At 60.2% G+C, this 18,331-nt stretch carries 21 protein-coding genes; 9 read left to right on the top strand and 12 right to left on the bottom strand.

The features are described 5' to 3' along the window. Positions 1-183 precede the first annotated feature (183 nt). Complete coding sequence (gene clpS, locus LAB08_RS19645; RefSeq protein ID WP_015094394.1) at positions 184-546, top strand: ATP-dependent Clp protease adapter ClpS; 363 nt, start codon at positions 184-186, stop codon at positions 544-546. Positions 547-576: 30 nt separating this feature from the next. Then, positions 577-2,847 (top strand): ATP-dependent Clp protease ATP-binding subunit ClpA, encoded by a 2,271-nt coding sequence (clpA, locus tag LAB08_RS19640; RefSeq protein ID WP_096510133.1) that lies wholly within the window; start codon positions 577-579, stop codon positions 2,845-2,847. 240 nt (positions 2,848-3,087) lie between these two features. Here clpA and infA read toward each other — a convergent pair whose 3' ends face one another. The 4 genes from infA to trxB form a co-directional block, all read right to left on the bottom strand. Beyond that, positions 3,088-3,306 carry a translation initiation factor IF-1 gene (gene infA, locus LAB08_RS19635; protein ID WP_002553999.1) on the bottom strand — a complete coding sequence of 73 codons (219 nt, stop codon included), beginning with the start codon at positions 3,304-3,306 and terminating at the stop codon, positions 3,088-3,090. A 112-nt stretch (positions 3,307-3,418) separates the two neighbouring features. Further along, complete coding sequence (locus LAB08_RS19630; RefSeq protein WP_096510134.1) at positions 3,419-4,126, bottom strand: arginyltransferase; 708 nt, start codon at positions 4,124-4,126, stop codon at positions 3,419-3,421. A 68-nt stretch (positions 4,127-4,194) separates the two neighbouring features. Then, positions 4,195-4,875, bottom strand: a complete 681-nt coding sequence (gene aat, locus LAB08_RS19625) for a leucyl/phenylalanyl-tRNA--protein transferase (protein ID WP_096510135.1) — start codon at positions 4,873-4,875, stop codon at positions 4,195-4,197. A 63-nt stretch (positions 4,876-4,938) separates the two neighbouring features. After that, on the bottom strand, positions 4,939-5,898 hold the full coding sequence (gene trxB, locus LAB08_RS19620) for a thioredoxin-disulfide reductase (RefSeq protein ID WP_096510136.1): 960 nt from the start codon (positions 5,896-5,898) through the stop codon (positions 4,939-4,941). A gap of 99 nt (positions 5,899-5,997) precedes the next feature. Here trxB and LAB08_RS19615 point away from each other — a divergent pair, with 99 nt between their 5' ends. The 7 genes from LAB08_RS19615 (at position 5,998) to cysG (ending at position 13,846) form a co-directional block, all read left to right on the top strand. Further along, the gene (locus LAB08_RS19615; RefSeq protein WP_157755690.1) at positions 5,998-6,210 is read left to right on the top strand and encodes a hypothetical protein; all 213 of its coding nucleotides are present in this window, start codon (positions 5,998-6,000) and stop codon (positions 6,208-6,210) included. Continuing rightward, positions 6,207-8,615, top strand: a complete 2,409-nt coding sequence (locus LAB08_RS19610; RefSeq protein ID WP_096510137.1) for a DNA translocase FtsK — start codon at positions 6,207-6,209, stop codon at positions 8,613-8,615. Before LAB08_RS19615 ends, LAB08_RS19610 begins: the two co-directional genes overlap by 4 nt. Positions 8,616-8,681: 66 nt before the next feature. Next, on the top strand, positions 8,682-9,305 hold the full coding sequence (gene lolA, locus LAB08_RS19605; RefSeq protein WP_096510138.1) for an outer membrane lipoprotein periplasmic chaperone LolA: 624 nt from the start codon (positions 8,682-8,684) through the stop codon (positions 9,303-9,305). 152 nt (positions 9,306-9,457) lie between these two features. Then, positions 9,458-10,780: a replication-associated recombination protein A gene (locus LAB08_RS19600; protein WP_096510139.1), complete on the top strand. Its 1,323-nt coding sequence runs from the start codon at positions 9,458-9,460 to the stop codon at positions 10,778-10,780. Beyond that, entirely contained in the window at positions 10,780-11,154 is a 375-nt protein-coding gene (crcB, locus tag LAB08_RS19595) for a fluoride efflux transporter CrcB (protein ID WP_096510140.1), read from the top strand. Before LAB08_RS19600 ends, crcB begins: the two co-directional genes overlap by 1 nt. A gap of 16 nt (positions 11,155-11,170) precedes the next feature. Then, positions 11,171-12,451, top strand: coding sequence for a serine--tRNA ligase (gene serS, locus LAB08_RS19590; protein ID WP_096510141.1), 1,281 nt, complete (start codon positions 11,171-11,173; stop codon positions 12,449-12,451). Next, on the top strand, positions 12,452-13,846 hold the full coding sequence (gene cysG, locus LAB08_RS19585) for a siroheme synthase CysG (protein ID WP_096510142.1): 1,395 nt from the start codon (positions 12,452-12,454) through the stop codon (positions 13,844-13,846). 147 nt (positions 13,847-13,993) lie between these two features. Here cysG and LAB08_RS19580 read toward each other — a convergent pair whose 3' ends face one another. The 8 genes from LAB08_RS19580 to LAB08_RS19545 all read right to left on the bottom strand — a co-directional run bounded on the left by LAB08_RS19580 (position 13,994) and on the right by LAB08_RS19545 (position 18,270). Further along, positions 13,994-14,995, bottom strand: coding sequence for a glutathione S-transferase family protein (locus LAB08_RS19580; protein ID WP_096510143.1), 1,002 nt, complete (start codon positions 14,993-14,995; stop codon positions 13,994-13,996). A 90-nt stretch (positions 14,996-15,085) separates the two neighbouring features. Next, positions 15,086-16,087 carry a glycosyl transferase family protein gene (locus LAB08_RS19575; protein ID WP_096510144.1) on the bottom strand — a complete coding sequence of 334 codons (1,002 nt, stop codon included), beginning with the start codon at positions 16,085-16,087 and terminating at the stop codon, positions 15,086-15,088. Next, a complete protein-coding gene (locus tag LAB08_RS19570; RefSeq protein WP_096510145.1) occupies positions 16,084-16,419 on the bottom strand; it encodes a TusE/DsrC/DsvC family sulfur relay protein in 336 nt (111 codons plus the stop codon). Before LAB08_RS19570 ends, LAB08_RS19575 begins: the two co-directional genes overlap by 4 nt. Next, positions 16,416-16,709 (bottom strand): sulfurtransferase complex subunit TusB, encoded by a 294-nt coding sequence (gene tusB / locus LAB08_RS19565; protein WP_096510146.1) that lies wholly within the window; start codon positions 16,707-16,709, stop codon positions 16,416-16,418. The genes LAB08_RS19570 and tusB overlap by 4 nt, the downstream gene beginning before the upstream one ends. Further along, positions 16,709-17,071, bottom strand: coding sequence for a sulfurtransferase complex subunit TusC (gene tusC / locus LAB08_RS19560; RefSeq protein WP_096510147.1), 363 nt, complete (start codon positions 17,069-17,071; stop codon positions 16,709-16,711). The genes tusB and tusC overlap by 1 nt, the downstream gene beginning before the upstream one ends. Position 17,072: 1 nt before the next feature. Further along, positions 17,073-17,465 carry a sulfurtransferase complex subunit TusD gene (gene tusD / locus LAB08_RS19555; RefSeq protein ID WP_096515289.1) on the bottom strand — a complete coding sequence of 131 codons (393 nt, stop codon included), beginning with the start codon at positions 17,463-17,465 and terminating at the stop codon, positions 17,073-17,075. A 207-nt stretch (positions 17,466-17,672) separates the two neighbouring features. After that, complete coding sequence (locus LAB08_RS19550) at positions 17,673-18,002, bottom strand: DUF6388 family protein (RefSeq protein WP_096510148.1); 330 nt, start codon at positions 18,000-18,002, stop codon at positions 17,673-17,675. Positions 18,003-18,021: 19 nt separating this feature from the next. After that, complete coding sequence (locus tag LAB08_RS19545; protein ID WP_096510149.1) at positions 18,022-18,270, bottom strand: hypothetical protein; 249 nt, start codon at positions 18,268-18,270, stop codon at positions 18,022-18,024. Positions 18,271-18,331: the final 61 nt, after the last annotated feature.

Below are 18,331 nucleotides of genomic sequence, written 5' to 3'. Positions count from 1 at the left end.
TCCAGTTCATCCGCAGTCACTTCTTCGAAAAAAGTTGACTCCGCGGACCTTTTTTACCCACTGTGGGCTCTATTGGTTGTAACACCGTTTTGCCGATAGTCAAGCTGACCCGGCAGTCGGAGTTGAAAACGTTCAAGACCGCCCCCACCACTGTATTTGCACAACTGACGAACCTTTCTTTCCATGCATGCAATCAGCCAGATTCGACTAACATTCAATCAGGATCGCCCTGATTTACACGACGACGATTCCGCAGGCATTGCTGTTCAGGAGGCTAAGCCTGCTTTACAGGCGCCGCCGATGTACAAGGTGGTTTTGTTTAATGATGACTACACACCGATGGATTTCGTCGTCGAAGTGCTCGAGGTGTTTTTTAACCTGAATCGCGAGCTGGCGACCAAGGTCATGCTGGCCGTCCATACAGAAGGGCGGGCAGTATGTGGAGTGTTTACCCGCGACATCGCCGAGACCAAGGCCATGCAGGTCAACCAGTACGCCAGGGAAAGCCAGCATCCGCTACTCTGTGAAATCGAGAAGGACGGTTAATCGCCGGACACTTGGGTATGAGGTGAAGCTATGTTAAACCGCGAGCTCGAAGTCACCCTCAATCTTGCCTTCAAGGAGGCACGTTCGAAGCGTCATGAGTTCATGACCGTCGAGCACCTCCTGCTGGCCCTATTGGACAATGAGGCTGCCGCCACCGTTTTACGCGCGTGCGGCGCAAACCTCGACAAACTCAAGCATGACCTGCAGGAGTTCATCGACTCCACCACGCCATTGATCCCCGTGCATGACGAGGATCGCGAAACCCAGCCAACCCTGGGCTTCCAGCGTGTCCTGCAGCGTGCTGTGTTTCACGTACAGAGCTCGGGCAAACGCGAAGTGACTGGCGCCAACGTGCTGGTCGCGATCTTCAGTGAGCAAGAGAGTCAGGCAGTGTTCCTGCTGAAACAGCAGAGCGTTGCCCGCATCGATGTCGTCAATTACATCGCCCACGGCATTTCCAAGGTGCCGGGGCACGGCGATCACTCTGAGGGTGAGCAAGATATGCAGGACGACGAGGGCGGTGAGTCTTCTTCTTCAGGCAATCCACTGGATGCTTATGCCAGTAACCTTAACGAACTCGCGCGCCAGGGTCGTATCGATCCATTGGTAGGCCGTGAGCTGGAAGTCGAGCGCGTCGCGCAGATCCTGGCGCGTCGTCGCAAAAACAATCCGCTGCTGGTGGGTGAGGCGGGCGTGGGTAAAACCGCGATTGCCGAAGGCCTGGCCAAGCGCATTGTCGACAACCAGGTGCCGGACCTGCTGGCCAACAGCGTGGTGTACTCCCTCGATCTGGGTGCCTTGCTGGCCGGAACCAAATACCGCGGCGATTTCGAGAAGCGCTTCAAGGCGTTGCTCAATGAGCTGAAAAAACGCCCGCAGGCGATCCTGTTCATCGACGAAATTCACACCATCATCGGTGCGGGTGCTGCGTCCGGTGGCGTCATGGACGCCTCGAACCTGCTCAAGCCGTTGTTGTCGTCCGGTGATATCCGTTGCATCGGTTCGACCACGTTCCAGGAATTCCGCGGCATCTTCGAGAAGGATCGTGCCCTGGCGCGACGTTTCCAGAAAGTCGATGTGTCGGAGCCATCGGTGGAAGACACCGTTGGCATCCTGCGGGGTCTGAAAGGGCGTTTCGAACAGCATCACAACATCGAGTACAGCGATGAGGCCCTGCGTGCCGCTGCCGAACTGGCGTCGCGTTACATCAATGACCGGCACATGCCGGACAAGGCCATCGACGTCATCGACGAGGCGGGTGCCTACCAGCGCCTGCAGCCGATCGAGAAGCGCGTAAAACGCATCGAAGTGCCTCAGGTCGAGGACATCGTCGCGAAAATTGCGCGGATTCCGCCAAAACACGTCACCAGCTCCGACAAAGAGCTGCTGCGTAACCTTGAGCGTGACCTGAAGCTGACGGTGTTCGGTCAGGATGCCGCGATCGACTCCCTGGCGACCGCGATCAAACTGTCCCGCGCCGGTCTCAAGTCGCCTGACAAGCCTGTCGGTTCGTTCCTGTTCGCCGGGCCTACCGGTGTCGGTAAAACCGAAGCGGCGCGTCAGCTGGCCAAGGCGCTGGGTGTCGAGCTGATTCGCTTCGACATGTCCGAATACATGGAGCGCCACACCGTATCGCGTCTGATCGGTGCGCCTCCAGGCTATGTCGGGTTCGATCAGGGTGGTCTGCTGACCGAAGCCATCACCAAGCAGCCACATTGCGTGCTGCTGCTCGATGAGATCGAGAAGGCGCATCCGGAAGTCTTCAACCTGCTGCTGCAGGTCATGGACCACGGTACGTTGACCGATAACAACGGGCGCAAGGCGGATTTCCGTAACGTGATCGTCATCATGACGACCAACGCCGGTGCCGAAACTGCGGCGCGTGCTTCGATCGGCTTCACGCTGCAGGATCACTCGTCCGATGCGATGGAAGTGATCAAGAAGAGCTTCACGCCTGAATTCCGCAACCGTCTGGACACCATCATCCAGTTTGGTCGCCTCAGTCATGAGGTCATCAAAAGCGTGGTGGACAAGTTCCTCATCGAACTTCAGGCGCAACTGGAAGACAAGCGTGTACTGCTGGAAGTCACCGATGCTGCGCGCAGCTGGCTGGCAGCCGGTGGTTACGACGCGATGATGGGTGCTCGACCCATGGCTCGCCTGATCCAGGACAAGATCAAGCGTCCACTGGCGGAGGAGATCCTCTTTGGCGAACTGGCCGAACATGGCGGTGTGGTACACATCGACATCAAGGACGGCGAACTGACCTTCGAGTTCGAGACCACGGCCGAAATGGCCTGACGTTAACCGCAACACAGCAAAAAGGCGCCTGTTCGGCGCCTTTTTGCTGTCTGTCTGTTATGAACTGACCCCTGTGGGAGCGAGCCTGCTCGCGAAAGCGGTGGGGCAGTCAACATGGATGCTGAATGATAAATCGCTTTCGCGAGCAGGCTCGCTCCCACAGGGGGTCTGCGTCGTCGTGAAATTGTTGCAGGCAAACAAAAACGCCCGGCATAAGCCGGGCGTCTTGTATTGACCTGATTAGCGAGCGCGGTAAGTGATGCGCCCTTTGCTCAAGTCATAGGGCGTCAGCTCGACGCGCACTTTGTCGCCGGTAAGAATACGAATGTAGTTCTTGCGCATCTTGCCGGAAATATGCGCGGTTACGACGTGCCCATTTTCCAACTCCACGCGAAACATGGTGTTGGGCAGGGTGTCGACGACAGTGCCTTCCATTTCGAAGCTGTCTTCTTTCGACATGCAGTAAAGCCCTCGGTGTCCAGTGAATGGCCCGGTGCAACTGCGCCAGGCAAAAGCGGCGTGCATTGTGCCCGAAAAGTGGGGTTCAAGCCAAGGGGTTTAAGGCTGTGCTCTAGTTCAGAACGACCCAGCGCTGGTTAACCAGCAGCTCAATGGGGCGATATTGGGTCTTGTAGCTCATTTTTTTGCAGTTTTTGATCCAGTAGCCCAGGTAGACCGCATCCAGCCCCAGGCGCCGGGCCTCGGCGATTTGCCAGAGGATGGCGTAACGCCCCAGGCTGCGACGCTCTTCGTCGGGCTCATAGAAGGTATAGACCGCCGACAGACCATTCGGCAGAAGGTCGGTGACGGCGATCGCCAGCAGCCGGCCGTCCAGGCGGAATTCGTAAAACCGTGAAAACGGCAGGTCACGCACCAGGAACGTCGAAAACTGATCGCGACTGGGCGGATACATGTCGCCGTCGGCATGCCGCTCTTCAATATAACGCTGATAGAGGTCGAAATATTCTTCGCTGAATCCTGGCTTGGCCGGCCGGACCTGCAAGTCGGCGTTGCGCTTGAAAATGCGCTTCTGCTGACGGTTGGGGGTGAATGGCACAACAGGAATGCGCGCCGGTACACACGCATTGCAGTTCTGGCAATGGGGTCGATACAGGTGGTCGCCACTGCGACGAAAACCCATTTCCGACAGGTCTGCATAGACATGCACATCCATGGGCTGGCTAGGATCGAGAAACAGGGTCGTGGCCTGCTCCTCGGGCAGATAACTGCAGGCGTGGGGCTGAGTGGCATAAAACTTCAAACGCGCCAACTCGGTCATGATCAACCCTCGGGATAAGCTTTTGATTAGGGGCGTCTCTAAGTGTAAGCCACACGCGCGAAAGACGCTCAGCAAACCCAGGTTGCGCGGCTGGGTTGGTCCAGGTACTGCGCCAGGTAGCCGGCAAATGCCCCGCGCGGAATCGACCGGGCGCCCAGACTGTGCAGATGGTCGGTGGGCATCTGGCAGTCAATGAGCACAAAACCCGAGTCTTTCAAGTGTCGCACCAGTGTGGCAAAGCCATATTTGGAGGCGTTGTCGGCGCGGCTGAACATGGATTCGCCGAAAAACAGCCGGCCCATCGCCAGGCCGTACAGTCCACCGACAAGTGTGCCCTGGTCCCAGACTTCCACCGAGTGCGCGAAACCGCGGCGATGCAGGTCCAGATAGGCGTCCTGCATGGCTTCGGTGATCCAGGTGCCGTCGGCATATTCCCGTGGGGCGGCGCAGGCGCGGATGACCGCGGCAAAATCCCGGTCGAAGGTCACTTGATAGCGTTGTTGGCGCAGCAATTTGTTCAGGCTGCGGGAAACGTGCAACTCGTCGGGAAACAGAACGGTACGCGGATCCGGTGACCACCAGAGAATCGGCTGGCCTTCCGAGAACCAGGGGAAGCAGCCGTGGCGGTAGGCCTGGATCAACCGGTCGGCAGACAGGTCGCCGCCGGCGGCCAACAGGCCGTTGGGGTCGCGCATGGCTTTTTCCAGCGGCGGGAAAGTCAGGGAATTGCGTTGTAACCAAGTCAGCATGGCGTCCGGGCTTGCAGAAGGGGAGGGTGGTGGCGGGCACAAGGCCCGCCACCCAGTGTGCCGTTAAACGGCGGGAATGTCGTCGAGGTATTTTTCCGCATCGAGGGCTGCCATGCAGCCGGCCCCGGCGGAGGTGACCGCCTGGCGATAGACGTGGTCGGCCACGTCGCCGGCGGCAAACACGCCCGGGATGGCGGTCGCGGTGGCATTGCCTTCGCTGCCGCCCAAGACCTGCAGGTAGCCATCGCGCATTTCCAGTTGGCCGATGAAAAGATCGGTATTGGGTTTGTGGCCGATAGCGATGAACACTCCGGTCACTGCCAGCTCGCTGGTTTCGCTGGTATGGCTGTCGCGCAGGCGGGCGCCGGTCACGCCGCTGGCATCGCCCAGCACTTCATCCAGATTCTGGTTCCAATGCAGGCGGATATTGCCATTGGCGGCTTTCTCGAAGAGTTTGTCCTGGAGGATTTTCTCCGAGCGCAGCTTGTCGCGACGGTGAATCAGATGAACTTCCCTGGCGATGTTCGACAGGTACAGCGCCTCTTCAACCGCCGTGTTCCCGCCGCCCACCACCGCGACCACCTGATTGCGGTAGAAGAAACCGTCGCAGGTCGCGCAGGCCGAAACCCCTTTGCCGGCAAACGTCTCTTCCGATGGCAGGCCAAGGTACTGCGCCGAAGCGCCGGTGGCGATGATCAGCGCGTCACAGGTATAAGTGCCGCTGTCGCCGGTTAATTCGAACGGACGCTTTTGCAACTTGGCCGTATGGATGTGGTCGTAAACGATCTGTGTATCGAAGCGCTCGGCGTGTTTTTGCATGCGCTCCATCAGGACCGGACCGGTGAGGCCTTCGACATCGCCTGGCCAGTTATCGACTTCGACGGTAGTGGTGAGCTGGCCACCTGCCTGTATGCCAGTGATGACGACGGGTTTGAGGTTGGCGCGGGCGGCATACACGGCTGCGCTGTAACCGGCGGGGCCGGAACCCAGAATGATCAGGCGGTGATGTTGCGCTTCGCTCATAAAAACACCTCATAAGCCTTTGTCACAAAAGAGAATGCATGCTCAAATTGAGTCGCATGTAATGTGCTTTTGACTATGCTACATCCAAGTGTTCCAAGCATGGCATCGAACGAACAAACCCGTACAATGCCTGGTTGTAACAGTGTTTGTAACAAAATGACCGTTGCGCACCCTGTTTATAAAAACCAGGGCGCAGTGTTAAAAGTAGTCCCAGTTGCGCCTGTTAACTTTTTTACCTGCCTGGATTGGGCAGTTTTTTATAGTCAATCAACAGATGGACGCGCCTTGGGCGCAGGAATAGAAGCGTTTTGAAGAAATCCACCGAAGCACCCAAGACAATCGTTCCGCTCTGGCGCCAGCAATTGCACTACCGCCTCAAGGAAGGTGCATTGATCGCCATCGGCGCGTTGTGCCTGTTCCTGATGATGGCCTTGCTGACCTACGGCAAGGACGATCCGGGCTGGAGCCATAACAGCAAGATCGACGACGTTCAGAACTTCGGCGGTCCGGCAGGTTCGTACAGCGCCGATATCCTGTTCATGGTGCTCGGTTACTTCGCCTATATCTTCCCGCTGTTGCTGGCGATCAAGGCTTATCAAATCTTCCGTCAGCGTCACGAGCCGTGGCAGTGGAGCGGTTGGCTGTTCTCCTGGCGCCTGATCGGCCTGGTGTTCCTGGTGCTGTCCGGCGCTGCGCTGGCGCATATCCACTTTCATGCCGCGACCGGTCTGCCGGCCGGCGCTGGCGGTGCGCTGGGCGAAAGCCTGGGCGACCTGGCGAAAAACGCGCTGAACATTCAAGGCAGTACGTTGCTGTTCATCGCCCTGTTCCTGTTCGGCCTGACCGTGTTCACCGACCTGTCGTGGTTCAAGGTGATGGACGTTACCGGCAAGATCACCCTGGACCTGTTCGAACTGTTCCAGGGTGCCGCCAATCGCTGGTGGGCGGCCCGGACCGAGCGCAAGCAACTGGTCGCGCAATTGCGTGAAGTCGATGACCGCGTACATGACGTGGTCGCGCCGACCGTCACCGACAAGCGCGAGCAGGCCAAGGTCAAGGAACGCCTGATCGAGCGCGAGCAGGCCCTGAGCAAGCACATGTCCGAGCGCGAGAAGCAGGTGCCGCCGGTGATTGCCCCGGCCCCGGTCAAGCCGGTGGCGCCGAGCAAGCGCGTGGAAAAAGAGAAACAGGCGCCGCTGTTCGTCGACAGCGCCGTGGAAGGCACCTTGCCGCCGATCTCGATTCTCGACCCGGCGGAAAAGAAACAACTCAATTACTCGCCGGAATCCCTGGCGGCAGTCGGTCACTTGCTGGAAATCAAGCTCAAGGAGTTCGGCGTCGAAGTCACCGTGGATTCGATCCATCCGGGCCCGGTGATCACCCGTTACGAAATCCAGCCGGCGGCCGGGGTCAAGGTCAGCCGTATCGCCAACCTGGCCAAGGACCTGGCGCGTTCCCTGGCCGTGACCAGTGTTCGGGTCGTGGAAGTGATTCCGGGCAAGACCACGGTCGGTATCGAGATTCCCAACGAAGACCGGCAGATCGTGCGCTTCTCCGAGGTGCTGTCGACCCCCGAGTACGACAACTTCAAGTCGCCGGTCACCCTGGCCCTGGGCCACGACATCGGCGGCAAGCCGGTCATCACCGACCTGGCGAAAATGCCGCACCTGCTGGTGGCAGGTACCACTGGCTCCGGTAAGTCGGTGGGTGTGAACGCGATGATCCTGTCGATCCTGTTCAAGTCCGGCCCGGAAGACGCCAAGCTGATCATGATCGACCCGAAAATGCTTGAGCTGTCGATCTACGAAGGCATCCCGCACCTGCTGTGCCCGGTGGTCACCGACATGAAGGACGCCGCCAACGCCTTGCGTTGGAGCGTCGCCGAAATGGAACGGCGCTACAAACTGATGGCGAAGATGGGCGTGCGAAACCTGTCGGGCTTCAACGCCAAGGTCAAGGAAGCCCAGGACGCCGGCGAGCCGTTGAGCGATCCGCTGTACAAGCGCGAAAGCATCCACGACGAAGCGCCATTGCTGCAGAAGCTGCCGACCATCGTGGTGGTGGTCGACGAATTCGCCGACATGATGATGATCGTCGGCAAGAAGGTCGAAGAACTGATCGCCCGTATCGCCCAGAAGGCGCGGGCAGCCGGTATCCACTTGATCCTGGCGACCCAGCGGCCGTCGGTGGATGTGATCACCGGTCTGATCAAGGCCAACATTCCGACCCGCATGGCGTTCCAGGTATCGAGCAAGATCGACTCCCGGACCATCATCGACCAGGGCGGCGCCGAACAATTGCTGGGTCACGGTGACATGTTGTACATGCCGCCGGGCACCAGCCTGCCGATCCGTGTCCACGGTGCGTTCGTTTCCGATGACGAGGTTCACCGGGTGGTGGAAGCCTGGAAACTGCGCGGGGCGCCGGAGTATAACGACGACATCCTCAACGGTGTCGAAGAGGCCGGCAGTGGCTTTGAAGGCAGCAGCGGTGGTGGCGACGGCGATGATCCCGAGACCGACGCGCTGTACGACGAAGCGGTGCAGTTCGTCCTGGAAAGCCGTCGCGCCTCCATTTCCGCGGTTCAGCGCAAGCTGAAAATCGGCTACAACCGCGCTGCGCGCATGATCGAAGCCATGGAAATGGCCGGGGTCGTGACGTCCATGAACACCAACGGTTCGCGTGAAGTCCTGGCCCCTGGCCCGGTGCGCGACTGACCTGAATTTGAAAGGGCGGTGCTCTCGGGCGCCACCCGCACTCCCACGAATGTTATGAGGACTCCCATGCGTCTTATCCGCATGCTGTTGCTGCCGGTACTGGCTTTGACCACGCTCTCGGCCCACGCCGATGACAAGGACGTGGCGCGTCTGACCCAACTGCTGGAAAAATCCCAGACCCTGACCGCGCGGTTCTCCCAGCTGACCCTTGACGGCTCCGGCACCCAATTGCAGGAAACCGCTGGCCAGATGTCTCTGCAGCGTCCGGGCCTGTTCTACTGGCACACCGACGCGCCACAGGAGCAGTTGGTGGTATCCGATGGCAACAAGGTCACCCTGTGGGACCCGGATCTGGAGCAAGCGACCATCAAGAAGCTGGATGTACGCCTGACCCAGACCCCGGCCTTGTTGTTGTCCGGTGATGTCTCCAAGATCAACCAGAGCTTCGATATCAGCGCCAAGGAAGCCGGCGGCGTGATCGACTTCACCCTGAAGCCGAAAACCAAGGACACCCTGTTCGACAGCCTGCGCCTGTCGTTCCGCAACGGCCTGGTCAATGATATGCAATTGATCGACAGCGTTGGTCAGCGCACCAATATCCTGTTCACTGGTGTGAAGGCCAACGAGCCGATCCCGGCGTCCAAATTCAAGTTCGACATCCCCAAGGGTGCCGACGTTATCCAGGAATAAAGAGCAGGTACACATTACCTGTGGGAGCGAGCCTGCTCGCGAAAGCGGTACATCAGACACAGTAATGTTGAATGTGCCAGAGTCTTCGCGAGCAGGCTCGCTCCCACAGGGATCTGGTCGGTATAAGGACCCAGTGAGGTTTCATAAGTGTGATGGACCTGTTTCGCAGCACCCCGATCGCTCAACCCCTGGCCGCCCGCTTGCGTGCGGCCAACCTGGATGAGTACGTCGGTCAGGAGCACGTGCTCGCTCGCGGCAAGCCTTTGCGCGAAGCCCTGGAGCAGGGTGCCCTGCATTCGATGATTTTCTGGGGGCCGCCGGGGGTGGGCAAGACCACGCTGGCGCGGCTGCTGGCGGAAGTGTCCGATGCGCACTTCGAAACGGTGTCGGCGGTGCTGGCGGGGGTCAAGGAGATCCGTCAGGCGGTGGAAATCGCCAAGCAGCAGGCCGCGCAGTACGGCCGGCGCACGATTCTGTTCGTCGACGAAGTGCACCGTTTCAACAAATCCCAGCAGGATGCGTTCCTGCCGTATGTCGAGGACGGCACGCTGATTTTCATTGGCGCGACCACGGAAAACCCGTCCTTCGAACTCAACAATGCCTTGTTGTCCCGTGCCCGGGTCTACGTGCTGAAAAGCCTCGACGAAGCGGCGTTGCGCAAACTCGTGCACCGCGCCCTGACCGAAGAGCGCGGCTTGGGCAAGCGTAACCTGACCCTCAGCGATGAAGGCTTCCAGATGTTGCTGTCGGCCGCCGATGGCGATGGCCGGCGTCTGCTCAATCTGCTGGAAAACGCCTCGGACCTGGCCGAAGACAACAGCGAAATCGGCATCGAGCTGCTGCAAAGCCTGCTCGGCGATACCCGCCGTCGTTTCGACAAGGGCGGCGAAGCCTTCTACGACCAGATTTCGGCGTTGCATAAATCGGTGCGCGGCTCCAACCCCGACGGCGCGTTGTACTGGTTCGCGCGCATGATTGACGGCGGTTGCGATCCGCTGTACCTGGCCCGGCGCGTGGTGCGCATGGCCAGCGAAGACATCGGCAACGCCGATCCGCGTGCGTTGAGCCTGTGCCTGGCGGCCTGGGAAGTGCAGGAGCGCCTCGGCAGCCCCGAAGGCGAACTGGCAGTGGCGCAGGCCATTACTTATCTGGCCTGCGCACCGAAAAGCAATGCGGTGTACATGGGCTTCAAGGCCGCCATGCGCAGTGCCACCGAGCACGGTTCGCTGGAGGTGCCGCTGCACCTGCGCAATGCGCCGACCAAACTGATGAAGCAGTTGGGTTACGGCGACGAATACCGGTATGCCCACGATGAGCCGGAGGCCTACGCCGCCGGCGAAGACTACTTCCCCGAAGAACTTGAACCGCAACCTTTCTATCAGCCGGTGCCCCGAGGCCTGGAGCTGAAGATCGGCGAAAAGCTCAATCATCTGGCGCAACTTGACCGATTAAGTCCCCGGCAGCGGAGAAAATAGTGATTCAAACGATTCTTGCGGTGTCCGTGGCCGGCATCGCTGGTACATTACTGCGTTTCGCCACCGGCAATTGGGTCAACGCCAATTGGCCCCGGCATTTTTATACCGCGACCCTGGCGGTCAATCTGGTGGGCTGTCTGATCATCGGCGTGCTGTACGGGCTGTTTCTGACACGTCCGGAAGTGCCGATCGAAATTCGTGCCGGCCTGATCGTGGGTTTTGTAGGGGGTCTGACGACCTTTTCATCTTTTTCACTGGATACGCTGCGCCTGCTGGAAAGCGGGCAGGCGCCGATAGCCTTCGGTTATCTGGCCATCAGCGTATTCGGCGGGTTGCTTGCCACCTGGGCTGGCCTATCCTTGACCAAACTTTGATAAACGAGAGACCGACATGCTCGATTCCAAACTGTTACGTAGCAACCTTCAGGACGTAGCGGACCGCCTGGCATCCCGTGGCTTTGCCCTGGATGTCGCGCGCATCGAAGCGCTGGAAGAACAGCGCAAGACCGTCCAGACCCGCACCGAAGCACTGCAGGCTGAACGTAATGCGCGTTCCAAATCCATTGGTCAGGCCAAGCAGCGCGGCGAAGACATTGCACCGCTGATGGCGGATGTCGAGCGCATGGCCGGCGAACTGGCTGCCGGTAAAGTCGAACTGGATGCGATCCAGACCGAACTGGATTCGATCCTGCTGGGTATCCCGAACCTGCCACACGAATCGGTGCCGGTCGGTAAGGACGAAGACGACAACGTCGAAGTGCGCCGTTGGGGCACCCCGACTGCATTCGATTTCCCGGTCCAGGACCACGTTGCCCTGGGCGAGAAGTTCGGCTGGCTGGATTTTGAAACCGCCGCCAAGCTGTCCGGCGCCCGTTTTTCGCTGCTGCGCGGCCCGATTGCCCGTCTGCATCGCGCCCTGGCGCAGTTCATGATCAACCTGCACGTTACCGAGCACGGCTACGAAGAGGCCTACACGCCTTACCTGGTCCAGGCTCCGGCACTGCAAGGCACCGGTCAGTTGCCCAAGTTCGAGGAAGACCTGTTCAAGATCGCTCGCGAAGGCGAAGCCGATCTGTACCTGATCCCGACTGCCGAGGTATCGCTGACTAACATCGTCGCCGGCGAGATCGTCGATTCGAAATTGCTGCCGATCAAGTTCGTTGCCCACACGCCGTGCTTCCGCAGTGAAGCCGGAGCGTCGGGCCGCGATACCCGCGGCATGATTCGCCAACACCAGTTCGACAAGGTCGAGATGGTGCAGATCGTTGAACCATCGACCTCGATGGAGGCGCTTGAAGGCCTGGCCGCCAACGCCGAGAAAGTCCTGCAACTGCTGGAACTGCCTTATCGCACCATTGCCCTGTGCACCGGCGACATGGGCTTCAGTGCGGTCAAGACCTACGACCTGGAAGTGTGGATTCCGAGCCAGGAAAAATACCGCGAGATCTCGTCGTGCTCCAATTGCGGCGACTTCCAGGCCCGTCGTATGCAGGCACGTTTCCGCAACCCGGAAACCGGTAAGCCTGAGCTGGTGCACACCCTGAACGGTTCCGGCCTGGCAGTTGGTCGTACCCTGGTCGCCGTGCTGGAAAACTACCAGCAGGCCGACGGTTCGATCCGCGTGCCAGAAGTCCTGAAGCCGTACATGGGTGGCCTCGAGGTCATCGGCTAAATGAAATATCTGCCGCTGTTCCATAACCTGCGCGGCAGTCGTGTGTTGGTCGTCGGTGGGGGGGAGATTGCCTTGCGCAAATCCCGCCTGCTGGCCGACGCCGGTGCGCTGCTGCGGGTGGTTGCACCTGAAATCGAACAGCAATTGCGCGAACTGGTGGCCGCCAGCAGTGGCGAGTGCCTGTTGCGTGGCTACGTCGAAGCGGATCTGGACGGTTGCGGGCTGATCATCGCCGCCACCGATGACGAATCGCTGAACGCGCAAGTGTCCGCCGATGCCCATCGGCGTTGCGTGCCGGTCAACGTGGTCGATGCGCCAGCGCTGTGCAGCGTGATTTTCCCGGCGATCGTCGACCGCTCGCCGTTGATCATTGCCGTGTCCAGTGGCGGCGATGCGCCGGTGCTGGCGCGCTTGATCCGCGCCAAGATCGAAACCTGGATTCCCTCCACCTACGGTCAACTGGCCGGCCTGGCGGCACGTTTTCGTCACCAGGTGAAAAACCTGTTCCCGGACGTGCAGCAACGTCGTGCGTTCTGGGAAGACGTGTTCCAGGGTCCGATTGCCGACCGGCAACTGGCCGGGCAGGGCGCCGAAGCCGAGCGCCTGTTGCAGGCAAAAGTCGATGGCGAGGCACCGGTGGCGACCGGTGAGGTGTATCTGGTGGGCGCCGGTCCCGGTGATCCGGACCTCCTGACTTTCCGCGCCTTGCGCCTGATGCAGCAAGCCGATGTGGTGCTCTATGACCGCCTGGTGGCGCCGGCCATTCTCGAATTGTGCCGTCGCGACGCCGAGCGGGTTTACGTCGGCAAGCGCCGTGCCGATCACGCCGTGCCCCAGGATCAGATCAACCAGCAGTTGGTGGATCTGGCCAAACAGGGCAAACGCGTCGTTCGGTTGAAGGGCGGCGATCCGTTCATCTTCGGCCGTGGCGGGGAAGAGATCGAGGAACTGGCGGCCCATGGCATCCCGTTCCAGGTGGTGCCGGGTATCACGGCAGCCAGCGGTTGCGCGGCCTATGCCGGGATTCCGCTGACCCACCGCGATTATGCGCAGTCGGTGCGCTTTGTCACCGGTCACCTCAAGGATGGTTCCACCGATCTGCCGTGGGCCGATCTGGTCGCGCCGGCGCAAACCCTGGTGTTCTACATGGGGCTGGTGGGCTTGCCGATCATCTGCGAACAGTTGATCAAACACGGCCGCAGCAAAGATACCCCGGCAGCGTTGATCCAGCAGGGCACCACGGTCAATCAGCGGGTGTTTACCGGCACGCTGGCCGACCTGCCACAGCTGGTGGCGGAGCATGAAGTGCATGCGCCGACGCTGGTGATCGTGGGTGAAGTGGTGCAACTGCGCGAGAAACTGGCGTGGTTTGAAGGGGCTCAGGGGCAGCTTTAAAGACCGCGTCGGTCGAGCGCGACCCCGGCCCATCGCGGGCAAGCCCGCTCCCACAGGATATGTGTTTATGCCGCGATTTTTGGCATCACATAGCACCCTGTGGGAGCGGGCTTGCCCGCGATGGGGCCCTCAAAACCCACACAAATCTCAGGCCTTGCGCCAAACCCCTTTCCCGCTCAACCGCGCCCGATCATGGGCCGCGGTGAAATCCTGCGCCGGCCCTTTCGGCACGATCCCGGTCGGGTTGATGGTCTTGTGACTGCCGTAGTAGTGATGCTTGATGTGGGTAAAGTCCACCGTCTCGGCGATACCCGGCCACTGATACAGCTCCCGTAGCCAGTTCGACAGGTTCGGATAATCGGCAATCCGCTTCAGATTGCATTTGAAGTGGCCGTAATACACCGCGTCAAAGCGAATCAGCGTGGTGAACAGGCGGATGTCCGCTTCAGTCAGGTATTCGCCCGTCAAATAACGGTTCGCGCCCAACAGTTTCTCCAGTCGGTCCAGTTCGACAAACAACTCATCGAACGCTTCTTCATAAGCCTTCTGCGACGTGGCAAACCCGGCGCGGTACACGCCGTTGTTCACCGCTGGGTAGATCCGCTCGTTCAGCGCATCGATCTCGCTGCGCAATGGCGCTGGATAGAAATCCAGATCGTTGCCGGTCAAGTCATCGAAGGCGCTGTTGAACATGCGGATGATTTCCGCCGATTCATTGTTGACGATGTGTTTCTGCTGCTTGTCCCAGAGCACCGGCACGGTGACGCGGCCGGTGTAGTCGGCGGCATCAGCGGTGTAGCGTTGGTGCATGAAATCGAAATGATCGAGTTTGTCGCCGGTGGAGCCGTGGGACTTGTCGAAAGTCCAACCGTTCTCCAGCATCAGATAGCTGACCACCGACACGTCGATCAGGCTTTCCAGGCCCTTGAGTTTGCGCAGGATCAGCGTGCGATGGGCCCAGGGACAGGCGAGGGAGACATACAGGTGATAGCGACCGGCCTCGGCAGCGAAGCCGCCGACACCGCTCGGGCCGGGCTGGCCGTCAGGGGTGACCCAGTTGCGGCGCTGCGCCTGCTCACGCTGGAACGCGCCGTCCTTGCTGCTTTCGTACCACTTGTCCTGCCAGCGACCTTCAACTAACAAACCCATGTCCAAGACTCCTCAACCCGTAAGCGTTGGAGAAGAGTCTATTCCCTTGAGTTCGATAAAAAAGCGCAAAGGTTGCAGGGGTATTATCGATTAAATCGATTTGTCTCGTGCATCCCAGTAGCGTTGGGCAGTTTCGAAAGCTTGCTCGCGGGTCTGGCCGAGACCGCGCAAGGCCAGGGCCATGGTCGAAATCAGGGCCATTTGCGGATAACTGTCGATTACATCGCCACGCCATACGGCTTTCAGATGTTCGGGGTCGAGCGCGGCCGGTTTGACGTGACGTTGCGCCGACAACTGCGGCCATTCCTCGTCCCAGCTTTCGCCGCCGGTGGTGCCATACAGATGGCTGTCGGTATCCGGGTTGATTTCGATCTCGCCGCCATCGCCCTTGACCACGATGGCGGTGTCGCCGAGCAGGCCGCTGGCATCGCGGTGCACCGCCTGATAGCCGGGGTGGAAAATGCTTTGCAGGCCACAGCGGGCGCCCAGTGGGTTGAGAATCCGCGCCAGGGAGTGGATGGGCGAGCGCAGGCCCAGGGTATTACGCAGGTCGATCATCCGTTGCAACTGGGGCGCCCAGTCCATCAACGGCATGAAGGCCAGGCCGCCGTTATCCAGCGCCGCACCGACTTGCTGCCAGTGACGACACAGCGGAATCTGCAGCGCATCCAGCAATTGCTCGCTGTACAGCCGACCGGCCGTGTGTGCGCCGCCCCCATGCATGAAAATCCGCACACCGTTCTGCGCCAGGCACTTGGCTGCCAGCAGATACCACGGCAGATGACGCTTCTTGCCGGCGTAGGTCGGCCAGTCCAGGTCGACATTCAAGGCCGGTGCCTGCAAGCGCTCGCGCAGGGCCTCGGTGAAGCCGGCCATTTCCTCGGCGCTTTCTTCCTTGTGCCGCAACAGCATCAGGAACGCGCCGAGTTGGGTGTCCTCGACCTTGTCATCGAGCACCATGCCCATGGCTTGGCGGGCTTCTTCCCGGGTCAGGTCGCGGGCGCCGCGTTTGCCCTTGCCGAGGATTCTCACGAATTGGGCGAAGGGGTGTTCGGCGGGCGTTTCGAGGGTCAGCGCTGGGTAATCGGTCATAAGCAATTCGTCGGTTTGGGCAGGCCCGCCAGTTTCGCGGCGAGTTTGGCAGGGGTGCCTTTGAACAGTCGGTTCAGGTGCAGGCTGTTGCCTTTGTCAGGGCCGAGCTTCAACGCGGTGTATTTGATCAGCGGGCGGGTGGCCGGTGACAACTGGAACTCTGAATAAAAACTGCGCAGCAGTTCGAGGATTTCCCAGTGTGCAGGGGTCAGCTCGATGTCTTCGGCCGCCGCCAGGGCGCTGGCGACGTCGGTGGACCAGTCACTCAGCTCGACCAGAAAACCGTCCTTGTCCAACTCGATGGCGCGCGCGCCGACCGTCAGGGAATTCATAGCCAACTGTTGACCTTGTCGTGGTGGATCGACAGCTCGACGAAGGCCGGATAATCGATGGCGTCGGCCCAGTCTGGAATCGCAATGGCGCGGGCCCGGGCGTCTTCGGCCAGGACGTAGAGTTTCAGGCCGCGTGCGTAGAGCGCCGAGAAAGGCGCGGTGCCCGGCTGCAAGGCGTAGGCCGCGTCACCGGACAGCAGCAGCGCATCGTTGGCGCCGATCAGTCGCAGGCAACTGCTCAGACGGTCGTCGCCGAAAGGGGAATGAGACAACACATGCAAAGTCGACATCAGAGGGTGATCACCTGGTCGTAACGGTCAATGAGTGCGGTGATTTCGTCGGCGGCCAGCACCCAGGCTTCTTCCAGCGCCAGAGCGCCGGGGTCCAGGCCACGTTGCGCCACACTGTCGGCACAGACAAACAGTTCTTCGACGCCAAACATCGGCAGGGCCTGCAAGTTGGCGCTCAAGTCTTTCTGTTGCAGGGCCTTGGCGTCCTGTCGGGGCGCGAGCTGGAACACACCGTCATCGAGAAACAGCAGGCCGATCGGCAGATCGAACGCACCACCGGCCAGTACGATGTCCAGTGCTTCCCGAGCGCCCGGCCCGGACCACGGCGCCTGACGGCTGATGATCAACATGGATTTAGCCATCTCAAGCGCCTCCGAAACAGATCAGGCGGTCGGCGTCCTGCACCGCGTCATGCAACTGACCGAGGCCGGAGAGTTCCCACGGCGAGCCAACGGCGACAGCCTCACGCTGATATCGGCGGGCTTCTTCCTCGTTCAGCACGCCACGACGCAGCGCAGCGGCGATGCACACCACGCCATCCAGTTGGTGCTCGCTGACGAAGGCACGCCATTGTCTGGGCAAATCCAGCTCGTCCTGGGGCGTGACCACGCTGCTGGACGCGTTGTAAACGCCATCCTGATAGAAAAACAGCCGGACGATCTCATGCCCGCCGGCCAGCGCGGCCTGGGCGAACAGCAGGGCGCGGCGCGAGGAGGGCGCATGGGCGGCGGAAAACACGGCAATGGCGAACTTCATGACGGACTCGATCAGTGAAACTGCGGCCATGATAAAGCTTTATCGGCGGGGCGGCTAAATCGATGTTGTCTGTGCGGGCCTCATCGCGGGCAAGCCCGCTCCCACAGGGACTTGTGAAATGCCGGAAATTTTAGCTTCGCCCACAAAACCTGTGGGAGCGGGCTTGCCCGCGATGAGGCCCGAACAGGCGCAAAAGAAATGGCAGTGTTACTCCTCCAACCCATACAACTCGCAATACTCCAGCCAATCCATCCCCGCCATCTCGGCCACTTCCTTGTGCACTTCCAGGCGCTGGGCCTGATAGTCCTCTTCTGTGGCAGCCGTCAGCTTCAACGTCAGTTCCCAGGCAAACAGCCCCAGGCGCTCGGCTTCGGCTTCGAAGGCTTCGTGCAAGCGCTCGTCACGAAACTGCTCAAGTGTTTCGCCCTTGGCCTGGGCGAGCAGCGGGTTGAGGTTGTCGAGCTCGACGCATAGCTCGGGGCGTGCATCGAGAAACTTCTTCAGTGCCTGTTCGTGTTGCAGCTCGGATGCCGCCATGGTCGCTCCTTGAGATGGATTACGCAGACTGCTTCTTGTTGGCCTTGGCCGCTGCTGCCAGACATTCGAGGGCAAACTGTTCCGTATAGGTCATCTGGATCGGCGTGGTTTCGCCTTTGACGGTACGTTCGCCGTCGAGGATGTAGCGGATCCGCTTGTCGGTGACACCGATTCGCTTGGCGATCCAGGAAGGCGTCTGTCCGATCTGGCTGATCAGCTTGTCGGCATACTCAGTGGTCGGTTTGTAGAACTCGGCGTTGGGTGTCATCAGGTTTCCAGAAAGAAAGGTGAAGCGGCGTATTGGCGCGACAGGGTGCGCGAATCGTTGC

The sequence above is a fragment of the Pseudomonas izuensis genome (genome assembly GCF_002356535.2).
Taxonomy (GTDB): Bacteria; Pseudomonadota; Gammaproteobacteria; order Pseudomonadales; family Pseudomonadaceae; genus Aquipseudomonas; species Aquipseudomonas izuensis.
The sequence above is the reverse complement of the archived record's forward strand: the minus strand, read 5'-3'. Positions and strand labels throughout refer to the sequence as shown.

Excerpts from the sequence above, each read along its gene's own strand:
- clpS (WP_015094394.1), top strand. The coding sequence starts at position 184 with ATGCATGCAATCAGCCAGATTCGACTAACATTCAATCAGGATCGCCCT.
- clpA (WP_096510133.1), top strand. The coding sequence starts at position 577 with ATGTTAAACCGCGAGCTCGAAGTCACCCTCAATCTTGCCTTCAAGGAG.
- infA (WP_002553999.1), bottom strand. The coding sequence starts at position 3,306 with ATGTCGAAAGAAGACAGCTTCGAAATGGAAGGCACTGTCGTCGACACC.
- LAB08_RS19630 (WP_096510134.1), bottom strand. The coding sequence starts at position 4,126 with ATGACCGAGTTGGCGCGTTTGAAGTTTTATGCCACTCAGCCCCACGCC.
- aat (WP_096510135.1), bottom strand. The coding sequence starts at position 4,875 with ATGCTGACTTGGTTACAACGCAATTCCCTGACTTTCCCGCCGCTGGAA.
- trxB (WP_096510136.1), bottom strand. The coding sequence starts at position 5,898 with ATGAGCGAAGCGCAACATCACCGCCTGATCATTCTGGGTTCCGGCCCC.
- LAB08_RS19615 (WP_157755690.1), top strand. The coding sequence starts at position 5,998 with ATGGCATCGAACGAACAAACCCGTACAATGCCTGGTTGTAACAGTGTT.
- lolA (WP_096510138.1), top strand. The coding sequence starts at position 8,682 with ATGCGTCTTATCCGCATGCTGTTGCTGCCGGTACTGGCTTTGACCACG.
- LAB08_RS19600 (WP_096510139.1), top strand. The coding sequence starts at position 9,458 with ATGGACCTGTTTCGCAGCACCCCGATCGCTCAACCCCTGGCCGCCCGC.
- serS (WP_096510141.1), top strand. The coding sequence starts at position 11,171 with ATGCTCGATTCCAAACTGTTACGTAGCAACCTTCAGGACGTAGCGGAC.
- cysG (WP_096510142.1), top strand. The coding sequence starts at position 12,452 with ATGAAATATCTGCCGCTGTTCCATAACCTGCGCGGCAGTCGTGTGTTG.
- LAB08_RS19580 (WP_096510143.1), bottom strand. The coding sequence starts at position 14,995 with ATGGGTTTGTTAGTTGAAGGTCGCTGGCAGGACAAGTGGTACGAAAGC.
- LAB08_RS19575 (WP_096510144.1), bottom strand. The coding sequence starts at position 16,087 with ATGACCGATTACCCAGCGCTGACCCTCGAAACGCCCGCCGAACACCCC.
- LAB08_RS19570 (WP_096510145.1), bottom strand. The coding sequence starts at position 16,419 with ATGAATTCCCTGACGGTCGGCGCGCGCGCCATCGAGTTGGACAAGGAC.
- tusB (WP_096510146.1), bottom strand. The coding sequence starts at position 16,709 with ATGTCGACTTTGCATGTGTTGTCTCATTCCCCTTTCGGCGACGACCGT.
- tusC (WP_096510147.1), bottom strand. The coding sequence starts at position 17,071 with ATGGCTAAATCCATGTTGATCATCAGCCGTCAGGCGCCGTGGTCCGGG.
- tusD (WP_096515289.1), bottom strand. The coding sequence starts at position 17,465 with ATGAAGTTCGCCATTGCCGTGTTTTCCGCCGCCCATGCGCCCTCCTCG.
- LAB08_RS19550 (WP_096510148.1), bottom strand. The coding sequence starts at position 18,002 with ATGGCGGCATCCGAGCTGCAACACGAACAGGCACTGAAGAAGTTTCTC.
- LAB08_RS19545 (WP_096510149.1), bottom strand. The coding sequence starts at position 18,270 with ATGACACCCAACGCCGAGTTCTACAAACCGACCACTGAGTATGCCGAC.